The following is a 19659-nucleotide window of genomic DNA, read 5'->3' as shown; positions in this document are numbered from 1 at the left end:
GTCCTTGCCGCGACCGTCACCGCCGGTCTCGACCACAGGAACAGGAAGCGGACGTGAAACCCGACAACTGGACGCTCCTGTCGTGGGCCGTCACCTTCGGTGCGCACGGCCTCGACATCGCCGTCATCGGCTCCATGACCCTCGCCGCCATCCTCGGCGGCACCTGGTGGAACGACCGCCGAACACGGCTCAGGCACGACGCCATCCAGCGCGCACACAACGCCGCACCCAGGCCCGCACCCGCCTGGGCCCACCCCCACCTCGCAGACCACGGCGACTGGGAACAGCTCCACGCCGCCGTCCACCAACACGCAGACCACGGACACCAGCAGCAGCACAAAGACCGGCAGGAGGAAACCACGTGACCACCGCCACCAGGCCACTGCCCAGCATCGACGCCCCCGCCTACCAACGCTGGGTCCGCCGCCAGAAAGGCTACGGCCGCTGGCAGCCCTTCACCGACGCCGAACCCGTCCGCAACCACGTCCGAACCGTCATGGCCACCACCGGCATCGGCTGGCGCCGCTACGCCGACCTCGCAGGCGTCCCCCGCACCACCGTCACCTACCTCCTCTACGGCCGGCAGGGCCAACTCGCCGCCCGCGTCAGCCCCGACAACGCCCGGAAGCTCCTCACCGTCAACGCCAGCCGGGCAAGCGGCGTCACCATCCCCGCCACCGGCACCCACCGCCGTATCCAGGCGCTCACCGTAGAAGGCTGGCCGCAGGTCCACCTCGCGCCGTTCATCCGCACCCACCGCGCCTACGTCTCCTGCATCCTCACCCTCGACCGCGTCACCGCTGCCACCGCCGGACGAGTCGCCGACGCCTACGAGCACCTCCGCGGCAAGAACCCCCTCGACCACGGCGTCACCGCCCACGGCGTGCTGCTCGCCACGCGCATGGCCGCCCACAACCAGTGGCTCGACCGCGGCTACTGGGACGACGTCGACCGCATCGACGACCCCGATTTCGACCCCGGCGCGAAGCAACTGCGCATCGACCAGGTCGGCGAAGACGCCACCTGGCTCAAGCAGGCGGGGCTCTGCATCGACCAGATCGCCCACCGGCTCGGGATCTCCCGCGACTACGTCGAAAAGGGCCTCCGCCACGCTGCCCAGTCCGCGCAGGCCGCCGCATGAACAAAGACATCCAGACGCTCCTGCGCCGGGTCCGCCGCCAAGGCTTCCAAGTCCGCATCGGCGGCGCAGGCCACTACCGCATCACCCGCGACGGCCGGACCATCACCATCCCCGCCACACCCACACGCAGCCACCGCTCCATCGCCAACGCGCGCGCCGCACTCCGGCGCATCGGAGCCGACCTGTGAACCCGCCGCCGACACAACAACGCCCCGCGGCAGAAGCAACGGGGCGGGGGGGAGCGGGCAGTTCAGGCGTCGGAGTTGGCGAGCTGCTCGTACAGAGCTGGGTTGACCTCGCGGAGGGCATTGACGATGCGCTCGTTAGCAACAGCGGCGTCGTGGAATTCAGGGTGGACTACGGCCACCGTCCGCTCGCCGAAACGAGTGAGCCAGCGAGACACGTGCTGCACGCGCACCTGGTCGACGATCTGCGAAAGCTTTGGTCGCGCGTCCCGAAGCGGCACATCATCCACGCCAGCAGCGGCGTGCATGGCGTTGAGTATCGGTTCTTCGGACTTGATGGCCGCCGCTTCGTGGTGCCGGGCGGCGGTGCGGTCCGAGTGCCACTCAACGTCCTTCCTGGCGACGCGATGCCACCAGTGCATGCGGGAGTGCCACTTGAATCGAACGTCCGGATTGTTGGTCATGCCGACGTACAGAAGCCGACCACCGGTCTCATAGAGGCGGTATACGGCGGTCGGCTGGTTCTCGATGTCTGCCACGAGCGATCTCCTCAGTCAGGCCGGGGAATCGCCCCCGGGCTGGGACTTCTTCCTGCTGGTGACGGTGGGTTCGCGGAGCGGCTCGACATGGTGAGCGCGGGCGATACGCCGGATCGTCTCGTAGCTGTAGCCGGTCAGCTCAGCTACGTGAGCGGGCTTCAGGCCCCCGCGCAGGGCGTCGGCGACGCTCACCTCGAATGCCTGGTGGGCGTTGTCCGCGGACTTCTCCGCGCGCTTCTTGGCGGCAGCGGCCTTCTTCAGGCGGGTCACGACTTCCTCCTCTGGCATGCCCCCATGTTCCCACAGGGGTGTGGCCACAACTGGTTGCGGATCGATAGCCAACAAGCACGAGTGCAAGTGTATGTTGGCTATCAGGGAAAGCGCCAGTGCACGAAGGGACCTCCTTAAGAGGTCTGGTTCCACCTGCCCGCCCGCCCCTGAACAGCACTTCCGGAAAGAAGACCGACATGGCTCGTGGCCACGGCCGCATCCTCACCAGCATCTGGGAGGACGCCGACTTCCTCGCACTCGACGAGAGGGGGCAGCGCCTCTACCTGTTCCTGATCAGCCAGCCCAACCTCAACCACGCCGGCCTGCTCGACCTCACGTTGCGGCGGTGGGCGCGCAAAGCCAGCGGGCTGACAGTGGCCGAACTGGAAGAGCGCATCGCCGAACTGGCGAAGGCCCGATTCGTCGTCGTAGACGAAGGCACCGAGGAACTGCTGATCCGATCGTTCGTCCGCAACGACGGCGTATGGCGCATGCCCAAGGTGATGGGCGCCATGGTGTCCGGCGCCCTGGAGATCTCCTCCCCGGCGCTGCGCCGGGCGCTGCTGGACGAGATGGGCCGGGTGCCGCTCGACGAGCTGAGCGCCGAGCCGACGAAGACCGCCCGCGGTGAAGGCCCGTCGATCCGCAGTCAGATCGAGGGGCATATCGAAACCCTCCGCAGGGCCTTCGGAAACCCCACCCCCGACCCCACCGAAGGGGGTTCGACAGCCCCCTCGGAACCCCCTTCGGAAACCCCCTCCGATACCCCTGCGGAAGGGGGTCCGAAAGGCTCTACGCGCGGGCGCGCGGGCACACACATGCGCGCGGCCCCTGCCCTTACCCCTGCCCCTGCCCCTTCCCCTTCCCCCGACCCCCTGTCGTTGGTTGAGGTAGGTGGAGAGACCTCAGGTAGTAGCGACCCCGCCACCGAGCGGTCTGACGACCGCCCCACCTCCGACGCACCGATCGACATCGACGGCTTCGCCCTCAACGACGGCATGCGCCGCTGGGCCCGCGACGCCTTCCCCAAGGTCGACATCGACTACGAGACCGCCCAGTTCATCGACCACTTCCGCGGCAACGGCTCCCGCCGCCCCAACTGGTACGCCGAATGGCAGAAGTGGATCCGCCGCGCCAACAAGTGGGCCGACGAACGCCAGCAACACGGCAATGTCGTCCGGCTCCAGGACGCCCCACAGCGCCGCTCCACCACCGACGACCGTGTCGCAGCCGGCCTCGCCCTTGCCGCGAAGTACCGCGCTGAAGAAGAACGCGCCGCCCTTGAGACCACCCACCCCCAACCGCAGGAGTCAGCGTGACCCGCTCCGAGGCCGCCCAGCTGCTGGCCATTGCAGCCGGCGTCGACCAGCGCACCATTGGCGACGCAGACGTACAGGCCTGGCAGATGGTCCTCCACGACATCCTGCTTGAGCCCGCCGTGGCCGCACTCCGCGATCACTACCGCGAGCAGACCCGGCGCGTCATGCCCGCGGACATCGTGCAGCGCGTCAAGCCCCGCCCCGGCTACGAGACCAACGCCGAGAAGGGCGTCTTCTGATGCCCTACGACGAGGACGACACCCAGGTGCCGGACCGGATGCCGCCCCACGACGTGGCCGCAGAGCGGGCACTGCTGAGCGCATGCATGCACAGCCCGAACGCACTCGCCATGGCACTGGACACCGTCCAGGGCGAAGACTTCTGGAACCGCCCGAACGCCACGATCCTCGCCACGATGGCCGCAATGTCCGCCACCGGGCAGCCGGTTGACCCGATCACCCTGACGAAGCGCCTCGCTGACGACGGCGAACTCGACCTGGTCGGCGGCCAGCGGTACATCTTCGAGCTCTCCGGGAACGGCACGCACTCCGCGTTCGCCACCGAGTACGCCGAGATCATCGTCGACCGGGCGCTGCGCCGTTCGCTGCTTGAGCACGGCGAAGAAACCGCCCGCACCGCGCTCCTCACGAGCGGCGACACGTTCGGCCTCGTCGAAGCTGCCGTCGCAAGGGCCCGCGAGATCCGCGACCGCGGTCAAGCCAACGCCGACCTGCCGACCATGGACCTCCTCGACTTCGTCGCCGTTGAGGACACGTACAACTGGCTGATTCCCGGGCTCCTGGAGTACGGCGACCGCATGATCCTCACCGCTACCGAGGGCGGCGGAAAGTCCACCTGGCTGCGGCAGGTCGCCGTTACGACTGCGGCCGGCCTGCACCCGTTCCGCACCTGGGAGTACGCCGAGCCGAAGCGGGTCCTCGTCCTGGACTGCGAGAACGGGGCGCCGGTATCCCGCCGGAAGTTCCGGCCTCTCCTCGACGCCGCCGCCAAGGTCGACCGGCCGCTACAGCGCGGCATGTTCCACATCGAGTGCCGCCCAGAAGGCCTGGATCTGACCCGGCCCGCGGACCGGGCATGGCTGATGCGCCGCGTCGAGAAGCTCCAGCCCGACCTGCTGATCATCGGACCCGTGTACCGGCTGCACGCTGGCGACCCCAACTCCGAAGAGCTTGCACGCAAAGTGTCCGCGGTCATCGACGAGGCGCGCGCCACCTCCGGGTGTGCGGTCCTCATGGAAGCGCACGCACCCCACCACAACGGGCAGAGCGCTCACCGCAACCTGCGCCCTCTCGGCTCCAGCCTGTGGATGCGCTGGCCCGAGTTCGGCTTCGGCCTGCGCCCCGTCGAAGACGAGAAGTCTGCGTCGAACGCCGACGGCTGCCGCGGTCGCCGCTTCCTTCCCTGGCGCGGGCTGCGCGACGAACGCGAATGGCCCCAGTACCTCAAGCAGGGCGACCACTGGCCCTGGACCTCCTACACGCCCATCGACACCGACCCGATCACGGGCTACTCCCCGACAGGAGCGATCTGGTGACCATCACCCCCTACACCGACACGTGCGACGCATGCCTGAGTCCTCGCCGCCGGATCGTGGCCCGCCCCGCCATGGCCGTCCCGGACGGCGACGGTGGCCTCATAGCCGCCTACCGGTGTCCCGGCTGCGGCCACACCTGGACGTGCTCGTGGGGCGTGCAGGCCGGCCCGCAACCGCCCCTGCCGCCGGCTGATCCGGTCGGCCTTGAGGATCTGGTCGCCCAGATCACCATCCGCACGGCCACCCAGCCGCCACGCCCCGCCCCGCCCGCCGCCTAACCCGGAGGCCCCAATGCCTGACTTGATCACCGATGACCCGGACCTGGACGTGGCGATCCGTCTCGTGGCTGATGCCCGGCTCGGTTCGGCCAGCTTCCTCGCCCGGCAGATGAAGATCCCGTTCGCGGCGGCCGCGGTTTTCCTTGACCAGATGGAGGTGCGGGGGATCGTCGGCCCCGCCCACGGGTCCCGGGCCCGGGAGGTTCGCGTCCGCGCTTGCCACCGCTGCGGACGTGTTGGCACCCGCGGCTTCTACGTCCGCGAACCCGACTGGGTCACCGGCAACCGCACCGCCTGCCGCAACCACGACGCCTGCGACCGCAGGCGCTAATCCCGCCCGCCGCCTGAAAGGCACAAGCCGCATGCCCGACATGACCGATTCCGACCTGCGCATCGGCTCCCTGTGCACCGGATACGGCGGCCTCGACATGGCCGCGCAGGCCGCCTTCGGCGGTGCCACCGCCTGGCACGCCGACATTGACCCCGGCGCGTCCGCGGTCCTCGCCCACCGCTGGCCGCGCACCCCGAACCTCGGCGACATCACAGCCGTGGATTGGTCGGCCGTTGAACCCGTGGACATCCTCACTGCCGGGTTCCCCTGCCAGGACGTGAGCGTGGCCGGCCTGCGCGCCGGCCTCACCGAGGGCACCCGCTCCGGCCTCTGGCGCGAGGTCGTCCGTGCAATCCGTTACCTACGCCCCCGACTGGTGGTGATCGAAAATGTCCGAGGACTCCTCTCCTCAAAAGCCGATCGCGGACTGGGACCCGACGCTGAAGATCTGGATGAGAACGCCCCCGCAGGATGGGTTCTTCGCGCTCTCGGCGCCGTACTCGGAGACCTGGCCGACCTCAGGTTCAATGCGGAATGGACAGTCGTTCGAGCGTCCGACGTCGGCGCACCACACCAGCGGAGCCGGGTTTTCGTCCTCGCCTGGCCTGCCTACGCCGAGAGCACGGGACGCGAAGGGGCGCACCTGGGCGGGCGACGGCCTGCCGGAATCCGTGCAATTGCTGCCGACACCAACGACCTCGGAGGCAACGGGCGGACAGCACGCATCGGGCAAGCAGGGCGGGAAATCACTGCGGGCCACCTTGTTGCCGACGCCGGTCGCGGCGGACGCGGAGCGCGAGAGCGCGACGTACAGCCGGGGCAATCCGACGCTGAAGGGCGCGCTCCTGCCGACGTCGCGCGCCTCGGACGGCGAGAAGGGCGGCCCGAACCAGCGGGGCAGCAAGGGCGACCTCGCGTTGCCGTCAGCGGTGGTGCAGCTCCTTCCGACGCCCCGGGTCGCGGCGACGCGCACGGGCCGCTCGGCGATTCTCCAGTCCAGCTCCTCGCCGAGCCTGGATCAGGCGGTCGAGCTGATGCAGGGCGTCCTGCCCCGGGAACTGACGACCTTGTGCGAAGCGCCGGCGTCCTGGCGTGGGGGAACTACGAACCCGCCATCCGACACTGGGAACACGTCCTCGGGCGACCCGCTCCCGCGGCAGTTGACGCTCGAAACCGACTGAGCCCCGCCTTCGTCGAGTGGCTGATGGGCCTGCCCGCCGGCCACGTCACTGGCGTCCCCGGCCTGTCCCGCACCCGGCAGCTCAAGGCACTCGGCAACGGGGTCGTGCCCCAGCAGGCCGCCGCCGCTATCCGGATCCTGCTGGCCCGGGCCACCGCCGCTGATGCCGCGTGAGCGCCCGCCAGCGCCACGCCGGGTGGGCCCCCTTTCCGCTGCTGGTGGTTGCCGCGGGCATTGCCGTGGCGGCGGGCGTCGTGTTCCTGACCTGTAACTGAAGGAGTGCTGATGTCGAAGACCGTTGCCCCGTCGCCTGAGCAGCTGCGGGTGGTGGTGGACCGTGCGGCGCGCCGGTTGTCGGCGGAGGAGGGCGAGTTGCTGCGGGCCGGGGTCGCCGCCCTGGAGCGGGCGCGCGCCGACCTCACCGTGTTGCGGCGGGAGGTGGGCGCGCCGGACACCGTGACCCCATCGCGGGCCGTGGGGCCGTCTCTCCCGGCCTCTGGGGCGGCGGACGCCCCTCGCTAGGCCCGCACCCGAGTTAGGCCCGCACGCGGGCACACGGCCCGTCCCGCCCGAACTGCACCCCGCCGAAACGGAGACCGCCATGACCACCACCACGCCCACCGCCACCGGGCCGCCTTGGGACTTCACCACCCGAACCGGGCACCGCGCCTTCCTCGAACACTGCCGGAACAGCCCGGACATGGTCGCTGAACTCATGCGCGGCCGGACGTACACCGACGACGAACCCGCGACGTACGAACAGCTCGCCCTCGACCTCACCTGACCCGAACACCACCCGACCGAACCCCCGATCGCCCGCCAGCCGCCCGCACAGCCCCGCCACGACACCACGGAGACCCACGACCATGACCCACCCCACCACCATCGAGCCCGGCCAGGAGTACGAGTCCTACGACCCAGGCCACGGAGTCATCACCCGCATCCGCATCAAGGGCACACCAACCCCCACCGGTCGCTGGGGCGTTCCGAACGTCGCCGTCATCACGATCGCCCCCGACGGGCGGGAGCTGCGCCCACGCACCATCCCCACCCGACACCTGCACGCGTCGCCCACCCGCAAGACCGGCTACCGGCTCGTCCAGCACGCCGACGGCACCCCCGCCAACCAGGAGACCAGCCGATGAGCCAGCAGAACCCGGTTCCGTCCCCGGCCGCGCGCAACACGGCCGCCACCCACATCGCCCCGTACACCAGGGAGACCCACAACGGCCCCGCAGCCCGCTGCACCGAGTACCCGTGCGAGCCGCGCCGTGAGGCCCTCGCCATCCTGCGCGAAGAAGATCCGCGCACCCCCGCCGAGCAGGCCGCCATTCACGCGGTGCACGAGCGCCGCTGGGTGTTCGTGCACGCAGACGACTACGGCACCGGGGTCGTGCTGCTCCTGTCCCGCGCCGGACTCCTCCGCGACCGCGCCCACGAGGAGCACCTCACCCGCGCCGCGATGTCCGACAAGCAGCACCGCGACCGCCGCCGGACCGCCGACCACCGCGCCATCACCGCGCTCACCGGCCTCGCCGCAATGGCAGCCGGTCGCCTGGAGACCGGCGACGACCCTGCCGAAGTCGCCGCACAGCTCCGGGACCTGGCCGCGCGCATCGAGCAGGACCGCGAGCAGCAGTCCTCGGCAGCCGCACCCGAGAACGGCAGCACGCCGGAGGCGATCACCGCATGACCACCAGCGCTACCACGGCCCAGCCGCCGCAAGGGCCGACGCCCACCTGCGCCAACGCGTGGTGTCCCCGGCCCCGGCGCTGCAAGGGCTACTGCAACGCCTGCTACCAGCGGGCGTGGCGCACCGGCGACCCAGAGCGCGCCACGGTCCTGCACACCCCCTACGGCGTGTCCCGCACAGACATCGACGAGGCCGCCGTCCAGCGCATCGTGGACGGCGACGCACCCGAGCACACCACCGTCGGCGAACGCGACGAAGCGGTCCGTCGCCTGCATGCCTGCGGACTCAACGACGTCGAGATCGCCTCCCGCATCGGTCACAGCGTCTCGATGGCGCTGCGCGCCCGCACCCGGCTGAAGCTCCCCGCAAACCAGCGCGGCCCCCGCCGCCTCGCCGAGGCGTATTTCACCGATCACCTCACCCGCAGCCGCATGAACGCCCGCCGGGGCGCCTGACCGCCCCGCCCGGGTGGCGCAACGGCGACGCAACCGTCTTAAACACGGTCCCACCTGCGGGTTCGAATCCCGCCCCGGGCACGACCACCACACACCAAGGAGTCTCATGACCACCACCGACCCGGCCGCGCGCCTCACGGCCGCCGCCACCCACCTCCGCACGCTCGCGCGGGCCGCCAGCACCGCCCCCAACGGCGAACCCACCGCCCACTGGACCACCGAGCAGCGCCTGCCCGATAACCCCGGCAGTGGCAGCTACCTCTACGGCGACCACATCACCCGAGACGACGGTCGCCTGATCACCTGGCCGCTCCTCCTGCGCGGCGGCTCCCCCGTGCGCCCGGCCTACATGCACACCCAGCACGCCGTCTACGCCGCGACCCTGCACCCCCCGGTCGGGCTCCTGATCGCCGACCTCCTCGACTCCGCTGCCGAGGCCGTCCGCAGGGGCTCCACCACGGACCCGGCCGCCCTGGCGCTGGCCGACGCGATCCTCGGGGGCGGACAGTGAACGCCGCCGTGGTCCACCTCATCCGCTGCGACCACCGCGAGCCGGGCGCTGGCCAGTGCGATCACGAGCACGGCTGCCCGCTGCCGACCTCCGACGGTTCCGAGCTGCACGCGCACCTGGCCCGCGAGGGCTGGACCCGTACCCGCGACGGCCGGGACTACTGCCCAGCCCACGGCCGTCCCTGACCCGCCGCCCTGCCGTCCCCGTAGCCCGCGGGGGCGGCCCCACCCCACCACCCAAGGAGCAGCACGTGCCGCACTTCCGCCCCAAGCCTGTTGACGTCGAAGCCTGGCAGTGGATCCCCGGCGACCTGACCGCCGTTGGCGCTGTTGTCGGCACCCTCATGGGCTACGGCATCCCGTTCCGCCACCCGTCCGGCGCCGGCCCGACAACGACGCTGCGGCTCGGCGATGGCGACACCGGTCCGCTGGCCCAGCCTGGCGACTGGGTCGTCTGCGTCGACGGTGAACGCTGGGGGATCGTCGAGGCCACCGACTTCGCGATGCGCTACGAGCTGGCCCCCACCACCCCTGCCGCCGCCGGGGAGCAGCCCCATGCCTGACACCACACCGGCCCGTGGGCTCCGTGCCCGTATCGCAACAGCCGTCCGGGATCGTGCCGTCCGGGCCGACGGTGGCAGCGGTCGCACCCCCGAACCCGTCCCGCCCAGTTACCTCCTGGTGTGGCTCGACAATCCGGACGGTGGCGGCCGATTCACCGGCCAACGTGATGCAGTCCGCGACCACGACCCTGCCTGCCCGTCTCTCGCTCACGCGTGGATGCCGCGCAAGGGCGGCGTGTCCTGTCCTTCCGACCTCATGAGCTGTGACGGCTGCGGCATCGATTTCTTCTGGGAGGGGTTGCGGAAGGCGTTCGAGGACTGCCCCGAGTCGTGGCACTGGTATTGCGCCTGCTGCCTCACCAAGGCCACCAACTGCCCCTGCACCGCCGAGGAGCCCCGCCCGTGACCGACCACACCCCCACCCCCGACGACGGCCCGCACGTCTGCCCGAACTGCGAAGGCGTGGACCCCGACACCTGCTTCATGAACGCCAACAGGCCACCCGAGCAGTGCCCCAACAGCGAGTTCGACGGGTACGGCCGCCAGTGCCAGAAAGAGGCTGGCCACAACTTGTGCAGCTTCGAGGTCGAGGAGCACAGGTCCCCCGCCACGCCTGCTGGCACGCTCCGCGACCAGATCGCAGACGCCCTCCGGACCACGCCGACCAAGGGCAGCACTTACCGCCCCGGCCACGAACGGTTCGACCACCACACCGCACCTGGACGCCCCGGCCACACCTACCTCCACAACTGCGCGCTCTGCCGAGGCGACCTCGATGCGCTCGCCGACGCCGTCCTCGCCGTCGTGCAGCCGCACCTGGACGAGCTGGCCGACTACCGCAACCGCATCACCTGGGAGACCACCTGCGGGGAGCACGCCCGGCTCCTCGACGCCTGCCGGGCCGCCGAAGAACGCGCCGAGAAGGCCGAAGCCGATCGGGACGCCGCCCGAGCCGGAGATGCCCTGTGGATCAAGGCATACGGCGAGGACATCGCCACCGCTCGTGACGACGCCCGTCGCAACCGGGAAGCGTGGCGCAGCGCCCGCCAACGCGCCCGTGTGCTGTCCGCTGAGATCACCCGGCGCGCGCCCCTGCTCGGCGAGTACGCCACGCGCATCACAGCCGCCGAGGCCGCGCTCGCCCGCGTCCGGGAAGTGGCCCGCCGTCTCACCGCCCATGCCGCCGGGTTCCAGGACGTCCTCGACGAGACGGACCGCGACCCATGGGCCAAGACGGTCCGCGCAGACCTCAACGACCTCCGCACGCTCCTCGCCCCGCCCGCCGACCGGCCTGAGGGGAGCGGATCGTGACCGGCCCGACACCCACACCCCGAAGCGAGCAGCCGGGCGCCCCCCACGCCTACCTGTCCACTGGCTGCCTGCACGGTGAGCACGCCTACTGCCAGGGCAAGACTGGGCAGGCCGGGGCGAAGAAGCCAGCACAGTGCAAATTCTGTGGCGCGGCGTGCGCATGTCCTTGCCACGACCGGGCGGCCGGGCGGTGACGTCAGGGGGTGGGGGAGTCGGCGTGCACGGGTCCTGCCTCTTCCGGCGACGGAAGGGGACGGGCGGCGAAAGCCTCGTGGACCACATCGTCGTCAGGCAGACCGCCCCGGAAGCGCACGCCGTTCTTCACGCCGTTGCCGGTCGCATCAAGTTCATCGCTCACGGACTCGATAACGCCAGGTCGGGGGTACAAGTCACGGCATCAAATGTCAGGGGAGTCGGCGGGTTCGGCGTTGATCTCGATGCAGATGGTGCGCGCGGACTGACCGACCCAGCCGCTGGATTCCTGTAACAAGTCGGGAAATCGCAAATCCGACCCAAACATTTCCCCGCTCAAACCCCAGAACTACGTCGTAAGCCAAGGCCCCGCAGTTCACCGGCGGGGCCTTTCGTCATGCCGCATACGACTGGAGACCCGGATGCTCGATCATCTGACCGCCGCCCTGAACGCACTTGCCGCTGTATGCGCGGCCAGCACCGCACTGCTCAGGCTCTACTGGGCGCGCCGCCGCCGGTAGCGACACACTGTCCACATGACCCCCGCCCCGGCCCCGTTGCCCGGCCTCCCCGAGACCGTGGCGGCGGGGCTGCGCGTCGTCCGCTGCGGGCTCTGCGGTCACCCGCTGAAGGACGCCGTGTCGCGACGACGGGGCATGGGCGACGACTGCCGCCGCAAGCTCGGCGAGCGGACCGTGCGCGGCCCCGGACGGTTCCAGATCGAGCAGGACACGCTGCCCGAAGGATGAGCGGTGGTCCTCCTCACCTGCACCACCCCGACCTGCACCTTTCCGGTTCCCGCCTTAGCCTGGCCGTGGGGGCGAGCTGAGGGAGCGCGTATGCCGTCGCCGATCTGGTCCGGGACGTTGACGTTTGCACTGGTCGCGATACCCGTGCAGCTCGTCAGCGCCTCCTCATCCCACAAAATCGCGTTCCGGCAGGTCCACACCGCAGACATGGGCCCGGTGAAGTACCGGAAGACCTGTGAGCTCGACGGCGAAACCCTGGAGCAGGGCGACATCGGACGCGCCTACGAAGCCGCCGACGGCACCCTCGTCCCCATCACGGACGCCGAACTCGACGAGTTGCCGCTGCCGACGGCCAAGACCATCGAGGTCTCCGGGTTCCTCGACCTCGCGAGCGTGCCGGGCGAGATGTTCGACAAGCCGTACTTCCTCACCCCCAGCAACGCCGCCGGGAAGAAGCCCTACGTCCTCATGCGGGAAGCCCTCGCCCGCTCCGGCAAAGCCGCAGTCGGAAAATACGCGATCCGCGGCGGCGAAAACCTCGGCGTCGTCTACGCCGCAGGCGACGTCCTCGTCCTGCAACGCCTCCGCTGGCCCGACGAAATCCGTACCGCCGGCGACGCCGCGCCCCGCGGTGAGGTGGACTTGTCGGACGACGAACTTCAGGCGGCCCTCGACTACGTCACGGCGCTCGGTGACACCGACATGGGCCAGTTCCATGACGAGTACGCAGCGGCTGTTGCGGACCTGGTCACGGCGAAGACCGAGCACGCGGATCTGCCGAAGAAGGAACCCAAGCGCCGCTCCGACCCGGAAGGCCCCGTCGACCTCATGGCCGCACTGAAGGCGGCTGCGGACAAGGCCAGGACGGATCGCGGGGAGGACGCGGATGTTCACCACATGGGGGAGCGGAAGGCAAGCCCGAAGAAGACCGCCGCCCGTAAGAAGGCGGCGAAGAAGACGGCCGCCAAGAAGGCCACCAGGAAGAAGCCGGAACGCGCATCCAGATGATCACGTCGCGGATCGGCCCGCACCCGGTCCGGATCGGCTTCGGCTTGGGCGGTGGTGGTGCCTTCGTCGTCGCCACGGCGGTCTTTGCCGGGGCCGCAGTGGTCGGGGTCGGCGCCGCAGTGGTCGCGGGAGCTACGGTCGCGACAGGGCCCGGACTGCTGCTCACCGACGGGCTCGGCGTCGCCTCGGCGCTGGTGTTCTTCTTCGCGGGGCCGCCGACTGTGCCGATGATGAACATCAGCACCAGGAACCCGACCGCCCCGGTTGTCGACCACAGGGCGATTCGCTTCCGCTTCGACATGTGCCGGCGCGGTGTTGGCCCTCCGGGTGGTGGCGTGCCCCACTGCTGGCTTGGCTGCTGCTGCGACATGGTGCCCCCCAAGGCGGTGCGGTTGAGGCGGGGAGCATCGCAGGCGTACCAGCAGGTAACCGGGCAAGTTGCAGTGTCGTGACAAACGCGACCGGGATGATCAGAAACGGTCATCAGTGATCAACGGTCACGACTGCGTCACACCCACCCGAGCCAGCCCCCCGGCCTGCCAAGCTCCCCCCACAACCGCACCAGGGGGGAACATGAACACCCGCACAGCCAGCCTCACCATGCTCGCCGCCGGACTCCTGCTCACACTCACCGCATGCGGCAGCAGCGACAGCACCGTCAAAACCAGCGCCGACAAACCCGCCACCACCACCAGTGCCTCAGCCAAGAAGCCGGCCGACAAACCCGCCGCCACCAAGCAGGCGCCCGCCCACATCGGCGACACCATCACCCTCCACGGCTTCGACCACGGATCCAAAGTCGCCGTGACCCTCCTCAAATGGGTCGACCCCGCCAAGGGCGGCGACGAATTCAGCGAACCCGACGCCGGTAAACGCTTCGTCGCCGCACAGATCCGCATCACCAACACCGGCACCGCCGTCTACGACGACAGCCCCTCCAACGGCATGCAAGTCTCCGACAGCGAAGGCCAGCGCTTCGACACCACATTCCAGGACGTGTCCGCCGGACCGGCCATGGCCAGCACCCTGAAGCTCCGCACCGGCGACAAAGCCCTCGGCTACATCGCCTTCGAAGTCCCCAAGACCTCGAAGATCAGCACCGTGCAGTTCGCCATGAACTCGGGATTCGCCGACGAAGCCGGCCAATGGAACATCCGGTGACCCGCCAGAACGTGGCCTTGGTTGCAGCCTTGGCCACCGCAGCACTCACCCTCGCGGGCTGCGGCGGACGTGCCAGCGACGACGCCAAGGCGGACCCGAGCGGCACCGCAACCGCTGCGACAGTCACGCCGACCACGGAGTCGGCCACAACAGCGCCCGCAGTCACCGTGAAGCTCTCCACGAAGTGGGCGCCGAAACTGAAGACCCTCAGCGATGGGCCCGGCGTCATCGCCTGCCAGGACTCTGGCAGCACCGGCTGCGTCAATGCCATGACCGACGCCATCAACGCCTACGGAGGCATCGTCAAAGACATCAACAACGCCGGCGCCTCCGACGAGTACGCCAAGACGCTCGCCAACATCAACCAGTACGTCAGGGCCGCAGACGCCTTCGACAAAGCCGGATGCGCCGGAGACCCGAATGCGGACGTCGGCGACTCGCCGTGCTCCGGAGACGCCATGAAGGTTGTCATGGGGTCGACTCTCCTGGGGTTCGTCATGCCGACGGATGAGATGAATGCTGGCGTCGGCTAACCCGTGCATCCCGGCATGACGACGCCCCGCCACCAGTTTGGTGGCGGGGCGGCTGGGCTACTTGTCGGTCGCGCTCGGGTGCCCAGTCCCGGCGTAAACGACCCAGCAGGTCTGGCGCTTTTCATCGAACAGGTACCAGACGCGGCCGCCACCGGTCACCTCTAGCTGCCACTGCGGGCAGAACTCGCCGCCCCGCTTGCCGTAGGCGAGATCACCTCGCAGCTGGTGGTGCCGTGGATTCGGTACCGTCGGTGCCGGTTGTGTGCGCATCAGGAACCAGGCATCCCGAGTGTTGCCGGTGGCCTGGGCGCTGAGCTGCTGCCATCCCTCGGCGGCAGCCCTGGTGCCGAATTTGATGTGGTACTCGCCCTTGTCCGGTGGCAGCGGAACAGGGTCGCCCTTGCCTAAGCTCACTCGTCGGTCGCCTTCGGCTCGGGGACATCACCGAAGTCCTCGTCGCCTTCGGCGGTCAGCGCCTTGTACAGATCGGGGTCCGCGTAGATCTCAGCGGTGTGTCGCCACTCAGTGATGAGCTGGGCAATCGGACTGACGGTTCCCAGATCGGCCGAGGCGCGAGCGGTCTCAATGAAGTCCACAAGGAAGCGCCGGACATCCATGGGGGGCAGGAACCGCACCCAGGGGAATGCTTCAGGGAAGACCCGTGTGAGCAGGTCTGCCGCGGCGGGGTCTTCCTTGAGGAGTGCAACGAACATCCGGGTGGTCGAGTCGACGACCTGTGTGACTTCTTCGGCTCGGGCCGCAGTGGTCAGGTAGAGGTCTTCGTCGTCCCTGCGGTGCAGGCGCATGCCTTTACGGAGGCTGCCCTGCATGCGGGCGACGGTGTCCTTCGGTTTGTTGATCAGCTCCGAGAAGTTCGCTTCGACTGCTTGAGTCGTCATGACTTTGAAGCTACTTCAAAAGTTGCTCTCTGTCCACGCCATAACTGCCTGCCCCGAATAAACCAGCAGGTCACAGCGTGATGCTGCCACCCATGATGGACAAAGCGTCCAAACGAGCGAACGGCAGCAAGTGACCGGGGTGCCCTCGCCGCCGCTTCTGCGGGTGGCGTTGCTGGCGACGCCTTGCGCGTCGGCAGAGGACGTAGCACACACCCGGTGCCCGCCTTGCACTCATTGCAGCCGAATACCCCCAGTGCAACGCGGACACATCGCTCTCCCACAGGCTCCTACCGTCAAAGACCCCGGCAACCCGGGACCGGACGAGAGGACCAACCCAATGCGGATCAAGCGCTTACGCAGCACAGTCGCAGCCACCGCCATGGTCACAGCAGCCCTGGCAGTTGCGACCGGCGGAACCGCCCAGGCCAGCACCATGCACCCCGCATCCGCCACCGGATGCAACAACAACACGTGCATCTACGTCTCCGGCAACGCCGGGGGCACCGTCCTCGTCCAGGCGTGGGCCCGCAACAGCAGCTTCACCGGGTATTTCCACATCACCTGGCCCGGCGGCAGCCGCAACAGCGGCACGCAGACCTGGCTCGGCAGCAAGGGGAACTACTACTCCACGAGCTTCACGTCGGGTGCGGGCAGTGTGTGTGCCCAGGGGATCGCCAACGGCGGGGCGGCTCAGGGCAACCCGTGCGAGTCCGTTTCCTGACCTAATCCGCGCATGGAACTGCCCGCCACCTCATCGGTGGCGGGCAGTTCGTGCTCACGCCCCGATGGCCTGCTGGCCGCCGGTCTCGAACATGTTGATGACGTCGGCCATTTCGGCGTACACCTGCGTCAGGAGCGGCCGGTCGTCTTCCGTGTACGCGACGACCTTGTCGATCCGCGACCCGGCCGGGCCCGGCACCTTGCCCGGACGCCGCCCGTGGACCTTGAAGTACCGGTTCGAGACGCGCGCCCCGAACCCGGACTGGAACTTCGCCACGGTCTTGGCTTTGTGGCCCTGCTCCGCGAGGAACACCGCGGCGTACAACGGCGTCTCCGACGACTCCAGCGCCGGAACCTCACCCATCGCCCGCGCCATGATGACCTTGCCCGTTGCCACCGCATACGGCTCCGGCAGAACCGGCCGCAGCAACACCAGCAACTCCGCCTGATCCCGGTACGGCAGAACACCGGACGGCGGAGGAAGCTCCAGCGGGGGAGTGCCGGGATTCGCCTCCTTGCGGAGGTCCGGCAGGACGACGCCATACACCCAGGACTGGAACCGTTCGACCTGCTCGCGCACTCCGAGATCCTTCACCCGGTTCGCCTGCCGCTGCCCGATGACCCGATAGAAGCCGGGCTCGGTCAGATGCCAGACCTGCTGCTCGCCGCCAGGGGTGGGAGCTGTCTCCCACCCCTTCTCGGCATCCGGGACGGTGCGCAGCATGTCCTTCGCCGAGTGGAAACCCAGCGCGCGGGCCACGCCCGCTGCCACCACCTTGAAGGCGTCGCCGTCCGGGCGTAGTTCGATGTCGAACTCGTCGGTCGTAAAGCGCTCGATGCTCACAGGCTTACCTCCGCCTCGTGCTCGGCAACAGCGGCCAGGAGTTGCGCGTGGACCTGCTCCAGCCGGTCGGCGTGGGCACGGATCTGGTCAATCACCACAGCCAGGCCGTCCGCGTCCAGTTCCAGGGTTTCGTCAGGGCTGGGCTCGAACGCCACGTGCGGCTCGCGGGCGCGGGCGCTGTCGCCGTCGTCCTCGTACGGCCACTGCCGGACCATCGCCGACAGCACCGGCCACGCCACCGCGTCCACACCGCCCTGAACCCGCATCGGCAGCCGCATCGCCACGGCCGCCGAGTCGTGCGTCAGGTCACCCACCATCCCCCCCTGGTCATGCGCATGGGTGGCCACACACCACGAAGGGCACGATTCGGTGATCACACCGCCGCCGTGGATACGACGCAACCAACGGCGCGGGGCAGGCGACGAGGCAGGAGCGGGTAAAGCCGGGGGAGGAGTGGCCGCCTCAGGGGCGGCCGACGAATGTGCGGGCATGCCGCTGCTTGCTACGCTCATGGACAGAGTTCTCCTATCTCGCAAGGACGGGACCTCTACTGATCAGCGGGCGGCAACCCGCTGGTTACTGCGGCCGGGGCCTTTTGGGCTCCGGCCGTTGTGCTGTCTCAACCCTAGAACCAGCCACGTGCCCCAAGGTCAAAACCAGATGTGGTTCGAACCCCGGCTGACGTAACCAATACCCTCAAGTTTTCGCAGGTCAGGGTTAAGTTTCTGGATACCGAGAGACGGGCTGACCAGGTGCCCCATCACCCTCCCGTTGCTTAACTCTATGAATCCTTGCACTGTGGTTAGCACGTCCGCTCCCTCCACGGGATGGCTCAAACTCGACGGTCGAACGGCACTGCCTCGTTGTCCCGAGCCGGTGCTGAGGGGGACCGTACCCCTACGTGGGTGGTCCAGGGAGTGGGGTTCTGTCAAGCACGAGCCAGGGCCCCCGTTGATCGCCCCGATGGTGAGCGTTCGCCACCCACCATTCGAAGCGGTTAGTGCTATCAACTGGCCCTTGTGGCACGGAGCTTAGTCACGGCCGCCGAAAGCTCCAAACTCGGACTTTTGTGCACAACTCAGTGTGTGCACTAACGAGTGCACTGGGGTAGATCGGCGCCGTCTCCCTTCTTGCGGCGCTGACATATTCGAATTGCCCCGATTAGGCGAAGCGCACGGCGGCTGTGATCTATGGCCGGAACGCAGACCGCGTGGGGCATGCGTGTCTCCTTGGGTGCGCAGGGTGACCACTTCCGTTCCTGAAGCGGCGGTGCGTAGCATTGAGTCTGACTACTTCTTCGAAGAACTGCAAGGGTTTCGCAGAGTTCGCACCCTAACTAGTCGGTAGCTAACATCTCTGGAGAAGCCGATCTAGGAGGAACGCCTTGCCCAGCAAGTCCGAGCGGGGGCCACGCCGCCATCAGGAGATCGCGGACGAGCTGCGCGCGAAGATCCTCAGCGGCGAACTAGCGCCGGGCTCAAAGATCGAAGGCGAGAACGGCCTGATGGAGCGGCATGCAGCCGCTCGGTCAACGGTGCGGCAGGCCCTGGATGCCCTTCGCGCTGAGGGCCTCATTGAGAGCAGGCAGGGGGTTGGCGTCACAGTCCGGGCTTTCCGTCCGATCAGACGGCCCGCGGTCCAACGGCTCTCTTCGGAGGTATGGCACGCCGGGCGGTCAATCTGGGACGTGGACCTGGAAGACCGCCCGCGTCGCGTCGAAGTGGACGTCAACGAGGATGTCGATGCACCTGACTACGTGGTGCAACTCCTGGGGTCCGACGAGAGTATGTGCTGCCGGAGCCGGCGCTTCTACGTGGAGGAGCGACTCATTCAGACCGCAGTCTCGTATGTGCCGATGAGCTTGGCGGCCGGTACGGCCATTACCCAGGCCGACACGGGGCCCGGCGGTATGTATGCCCGGCTTGCTGAGATCGGTCATGCGCCCGCGCGGTTCAAGGAGGAGGTGAGGGCGAGGATGCCCACGCCTCAGGAGGCGGCCGAGTTCGGCTTGAGCCCCGGCACTCCCGTATTTCAGATCATGCGCATCGCAGCGGATCAGAACGACCGCCTCGTAGAAGTCAACGAGATGACGCTCGACGGGTCCAACTACATCCTGGAGTACGTCTTCTCGTCCTGAACTGCGGACTTGCCTGCCCCCCACCGCCTCGGCGGTGGGGGGCTTCGTTGTGTGCCCAGCGTGGTCCGGCGGCGTGCGAGCTAGAA

General features: G+C 68.8%; 33 protein-coding genes, 1 tRNA gene and 1 pseudogene. 28 read left to right on the top strand and 7 right to left on the bottom strand.

Annotated elements, in window-relative coordinates; all coding sequences use genetic code 11:
* Positions 1–53: 53 nt before the first annotated feature.
* Genes ACIO6U_RS02945 through ACIO6U_RS02935 form a run of 3 tightly spaced genes read left to right on the top strand, consistent with a single transcriptional unit; the run spans position 54 to position 1329 of the window.
* Entirely contained in the window at positions 54–365 is a 312-nt protein-coding gene (locus tag ACIO6U_RS02945) for a hypothetical protein (RefSeq protein WP_401715130.1), read from the top strand.
* The gene (locus tag ACIO6U_RS02940; protein ID WP_401715128.1) at positions 362–1141 is read left to right on the top strand and encodes a hypothetical protein; all 780 of its coding nucleotides are present in this window, start codon (positions 362–364) and stop codon (positions 1139–1141) included. Before ACIO6U_RS02945 ends, ACIO6U_RS02940 begins: the two co-directional genes overlap by 4 nt.
* Positions 1138–1329, top strand: a complete 192-nt coding sequence (locus tag ACIO6U_RS02935; protein ID WP_401715126.1) for a hypothetical protein — start codon at positions 1138–1140, stop codon at positions 1327–1329. The genes ACIO6U_RS02940 and ACIO6U_RS02935 overlap by 4 nt, the downstream gene beginning before the upstream one ends.
* Before the next feature lie 62 nt (positions 1330–1391).
* On the opposite strand, the gene ACIO6U_RS02930 is transcribed toward ACIO6U_RS02935, so the two are convergent.
* Both ACIO6U_RS02930 and ACIO6U_RS02925 read right to left on the bottom strand, forming a co-directional pair.
* Positions 1392–1865 carry a hypothetical protein gene (locus ACIO6U_RS02930; protein ID WP_401715124.1) on the bottom strand — a complete coding sequence of 158 codons (474 nt, stop codon included), beginning with the start codon at positions 1863–1865 and terminating at the stop codon, positions 1392–1394.
* A gap of 15 nt (positions 1866–1880) precedes the next feature.
* Entirely contained in the window at positions 1881–2153 is a 273-nt protein-coding gene (locus ACIO6U_RS02925; protein WP_401715122.1) for a hypothetical protein, read from the bottom strand.
* A 179-nt stretch (positions 2154–2332) separates the two neighbouring features.
* On the opposite strand from ACIO6U_RS02925, the gene ACIO6U_RS02920 reads away from it, so the two are divergent.
* The 18 genes and pseudogenes from ACIO6U_RS02920 to ACIO6U_RS02835 all read left to right on the top strand — a co-directional run bounded on the left by ACIO6U_RS02920 (position 2333) and on the right by ACIO6U_RS02835 (position 11330).
* Entirely contained in the window at positions 2333–3454 is a 1122-nt protein-coding gene (locus ACIO6U_RS02920; protein ID WP_401715120.1) for a hypothetical protein, read from the top strand.
* A complete protein-coding gene (locus tag ACIO6U_RS02915) occupies positions 3451–3693 on the top strand; it encodes a hypothetical protein (RefSeq protein WP_401715118.1) in 243 nt (80 codons plus the stop codon). The genes ACIO6U_RS02920 and ACIO6U_RS02915 overlap by 4 nt, the downstream gene beginning before the upstream one ends.
* Positions 3693–5009 (top strand): AAA family ATPase, encoded by a 1317-nt coding sequence (locus tag ACIO6U_RS02910; protein WP_401715116.1) that lies wholly within the window; start codon positions 3693–3695, stop codon positions 5007–5009. The genes ACIO6U_RS02915 and ACIO6U_RS02910 overlap by 1 nt, the downstream gene beginning before the upstream one ends.
* Positions 5006–5287 carry a hypothetical protein gene (locus tag ACIO6U_RS02905; RefSeq protein ID WP_401715114.1) on the top strand — a complete coding sequence of 94 codons (282 nt, stop codon included), beginning with the start codon at positions 5006–5008 and terminating at the stop codon, positions 5285–5287. The genes ACIO6U_RS02910 and ACIO6U_RS02905 overlap by 4 nt, the downstream gene beginning before the upstream one ends.
* A gap of 22 nt (positions 5288–5309) precedes the next feature.
* On the top strand, positions 5310–5618 hold the full coding sequence (locus ACIO6U_RS02900; RefSeq protein WP_401715112.1) for a DNA translocase FtsK: 309 nt from the start codon (positions 5310–5312) through the stop codon (positions 5616–5618).
* 31 nt (positions 5619–5649) lie between these two features.
* Positions 5650–6162 (top strand): annotated as a pseudogene (locus ACIO6U_RS02895) (DNA cytosine methyltransferase); the annotation flags it as partial.
* A 660-nt stretch (positions 6163–6822) separates the two neighbouring features.
* Complete coding sequence (locus ACIO6U_RS02890) at positions 6823–6972, top strand: hypothetical protein (protein ID WP_401715878.1); 150 nt, start codon at positions 6823–6825, stop codon at positions 6970–6972.
* 111 nt (positions 6973–7083) lie between these two features.
* Positions 7084–7320, top strand: coding sequence for a hypothetical protein (locus ACIO6U_RS02885; protein ID WP_401715110.1), 237 nt, complete (start codon positions 7084–7086; stop codon positions 7318–7320).
* A gap of 79 nt (positions 7321–7399) precedes the next feature.
* Positions 7400–7582 (top strand): hypothetical protein, encoded by a 183-nt coding sequence (locus tag ACIO6U_RS02880; RefSeq protein ID WP_401715108.1) that lies wholly within the window; start codon positions 7400–7402, stop codon positions 7580–7582.
* A gap of 82 nt (positions 7583–7664) precedes the next feature.
* Positions 7665–7943 (top strand): hypothetical protein, encoded by a 279-nt coding sequence (locus tag ACIO6U_RS02875; protein ID WP_401715106.1) that lies wholly within the window; start codon positions 7665–7667, stop codon positions 7941–7943.
* The gene (locus tag ACIO6U_RS02870) at positions 7940–8491 is read left to right on the top strand and encodes a hypothetical protein (protein ID WP_401715104.1); all 552 of its coding nucleotides are present in this window, start codon (positions 7940–7942) and stop codon (positions 8489–8491) included. The genes ACIO6U_RS02875 and ACIO6U_RS02870 overlap by 4 nt, the downstream gene beginning before the upstream one ends.
* Entirely contained in the window at positions 8488–8946 is a 459-nt protein-coding gene (locus tag ACIO6U_RS02865) for a hypothetical protein (RefSeq protein ID WP_401715102.1), read from the top strand. Before ACIO6U_RS02870 ends, ACIO6U_RS02865 begins: the two co-directional genes overlap by 4 nt.
* A 7-nt stretch (positions 8947–8953) precedes the next feature.
* Positions 8954–9027 (top strand) — tRNA-Leu (locus tag ACIO6U_RS02860).
* A gap of 25 nt (positions 9028–9052) precedes the next feature.
* Positions 9053–9457, top strand: a complete 405-nt coding sequence (locus ACIO6U_RS02855) for a hypothetical protein (RefSeq protein WP_401715100.1) — start codon at positions 9053–9055, stop codon at positions 9455–9457.
* An 8-nt stretch (positions 9458–9465) separates the two neighbouring features.
* A complete protein-coding gene (locus ACIO6U_RS02850; protein WP_401715098.1) occupies positions 9466–9642 on the top strand; it encodes a hypothetical protein in 177 nt (58 codons plus the stop codon).
* 65 nt (positions 9643–9707) lie between these two features.
* Positions 9708–10019 carry a hypothetical protein gene (locus ACIO6U_RS02845; RefSeq protein WP_401715096.1) on the top strand — a complete coding sequence of 104 codons (312 nt, stop codon included), beginning with the start codon at positions 9708–9710 and terminating at the stop codon, positions 10017–10019.
* 256 nt (positions 10020–10275) lie between these two features.
* Positions 10276–10425, top strand: coding sequence for a hypothetical protein (locus ACIO6U_RS02840; protein ID WP_401715094.1), 150 nt, complete (start codon positions 10276–10278; stop codon positions 10423–10425).
* A complete protein-coding gene (locus tag ACIO6U_RS02835) occupies positions 10422–11330 on the top strand; it encodes a hypothetical protein (RefSeq protein ID WP_401715092.1) in 909 nt (302 codons plus the stop codon). The genes ACIO6U_RS02840 and ACIO6U_RS02835 overlap by 4 nt, the downstream gene beginning before the upstream one ends.
* Positions 11331–11526: 196 nt before the next feature.
* Here ACIO6U_RS02835 and ACIO6U_RS02830 read toward each other — a convergent pair whose 3' ends face one another.
* On the bottom strand, positions 11527–11688 hold the full coding sequence (locus ACIO6U_RS02830) for a hypothetical protein (RefSeq protein ID WP_401715090.1): 162 nt from the start codon (positions 11686–11688) through the stop codon (positions 11527–11529).
* Between the two features lie 370 nt (positions 11689–12058).
* On the opposite strand from ACIO6U_RS02830, the gene ACIO6U_RS02825 reads away from it, so the two are divergent.
* The 5 genes from ACIO6U_RS02825 (at position 12059) to ACIO6U_RS02805 (ending at position 14973) form a co-directional block, all read left to right on the top strand.
* Entirely contained in the window at positions 12059–12271 is a 213-nt protein-coding gene (locus tag ACIO6U_RS02825; RefSeq protein ID WP_401715088.1) for a DUF6011 domain-containing protein, read from the top strand.
* A 3-nt stretch (positions 12272–12274) separates the two neighbouring features.
* Positions 12275–13279 (top strand): Ku protein, encoded by a 1005-nt coding sequence (locus tag ACIO6U_RS02820; RefSeq protein WP_401715086.1) that lies wholly within the window; start codon positions 12275–12277, stop codon positions 13277–13279.
* A complete protein-coding gene (locus tag ACIO6U_RS02815) occupies positions 13276–13731 on the top strand; it encodes a hypothetical protein (protein ID WP_401715084.1) in 456 nt (151 codons plus the stop codon). The genes ACIO6U_RS02820 and ACIO6U_RS02815 overlap by 4 nt, the downstream gene beginning before the upstream one ends.
* 121 nt (positions 13732–13852) lie before the next feature.
* Entirely contained in the window at positions 13853–14440 is a 588-nt protein-coding gene (locus tag ACIO6U_RS02810; RefSeq protein WP_401715082.1) for a DUF4352 domain-containing protein, read from the top strand.
* Positions 14437–14973: a hypothetical protein gene (locus ACIO6U_RS02805; RefSeq protein ID WP_401715080.1), complete on the top strand. Its 537-nt coding sequence runs from the start codon at positions 14437–14439 to the stop codon at positions 14971–14973. Before ACIO6U_RS02810 ends, ACIO6U_RS02805 begins: the two co-directional genes overlap by 4 nt.
* A 57-nt stretch (positions 14974–15030) precedes the next feature.
* Here the strand turns inward: ACIO6U_RS02805 and ACIO6U_RS02800 are convergent, their stop codons facing one another.
* Both ACIO6U_RS02800 and ACIO6U_RS02795 read right to left on the bottom strand, forming a co-directional pair.
* Positions 15031–15387, bottom strand: coding sequence for a hypothetical protein (locus tag ACIO6U_RS02800; RefSeq protein ID WP_401715078.1), 357 nt, complete (start codon positions 15385–15387; stop codon positions 15031–15033).
* Complete coding sequence (locus ACIO6U_RS02795) at positions 15384–15872, bottom strand: hypothetical protein (protein WP_401715076.1); 489 nt, start codon at positions 15870–15872, stop codon at positions 15384–15386. The genes ACIO6U_RS02800 and ACIO6U_RS02795 overlap by 4 nt, the downstream gene beginning before the upstream one ends.
* A 433-nt stretch (positions 15873–16305) precedes the next feature.
* Between ACIO6U_RS02795 and ACIO6U_RS02790 the strand changes: the two genes are divergently transcribed.
* Positions 16306–16593 carry a hypothetical protein gene (locus ACIO6U_RS02790; RefSeq protein ID WP_401715074.1) on the top strand — a complete coding sequence of 96 codons (288 nt, stop codon included), beginning with the start codon at positions 16306–16308 and terminating at the stop codon, positions 16591–16593.
* Positions 16594–16647: 54 nt separating this feature from the next.
* Here the strand turns inward: ACIO6U_RS02790 and ACIO6U_RS02785 are convergent, their stop codons facing one another.
* Together ACIO6U_RS02785 and ACIO6U_RS02780 are read right to left on the bottom strand one after the other, a co-directional pair.
* A complete protein-coding gene (locus ACIO6U_RS02785) occupies positions 16648–17436 on the bottom strand; it encodes a Bro-N domain-containing protein (protein ID WP_401715073.1) in 789 nt (262 codons plus the stop codon).
* Positions 17433–17927, bottom strand: a complete 495-nt coding sequence (locus tag ACIO6U_RS02780; protein WP_401715828.1) for a DUF6907 domain-containing protein — start codon at positions 17925–17927, stop codon at positions 17433–17435. Before ACIO6U_RS02780 ends, ACIO6U_RS02785 begins: the two co-directional genes overlap by 4 nt.
* Before the next feature lie 893 nt (positions 17928–18820).
* On the opposite strand from ACIO6U_RS02780, the gene ACIO6U_RS02775 reads away from it, so the two are divergent.
* On the top strand, positions 18821–19573 hold the full coding sequence (locus ACIO6U_RS02775) for a GntR family transcriptional regulator (protein WP_401715071.1): 753 nt from the start codon (positions 18821–18823) through the stop codon (positions 19571–19573).
* Positions 19574–19659: the final 86 nt, after the last annotated feature.

Origin of the sequence: Streptomyces sp. NPDC087422, from assembly GCF_044744145.1 — a bacterium.
In the GTDB taxonomy this organism is placed as follows: domain Bacteria; phylum Actinomycetota; class Actinomycetes; order Streptomycetales; family Streptomycetaceae; genus Actinacidiphila.
Note: the sequence above shows the minus strand (reverse complement) of the source record. Positions and strands in the feature narration are given on the sequence as shown.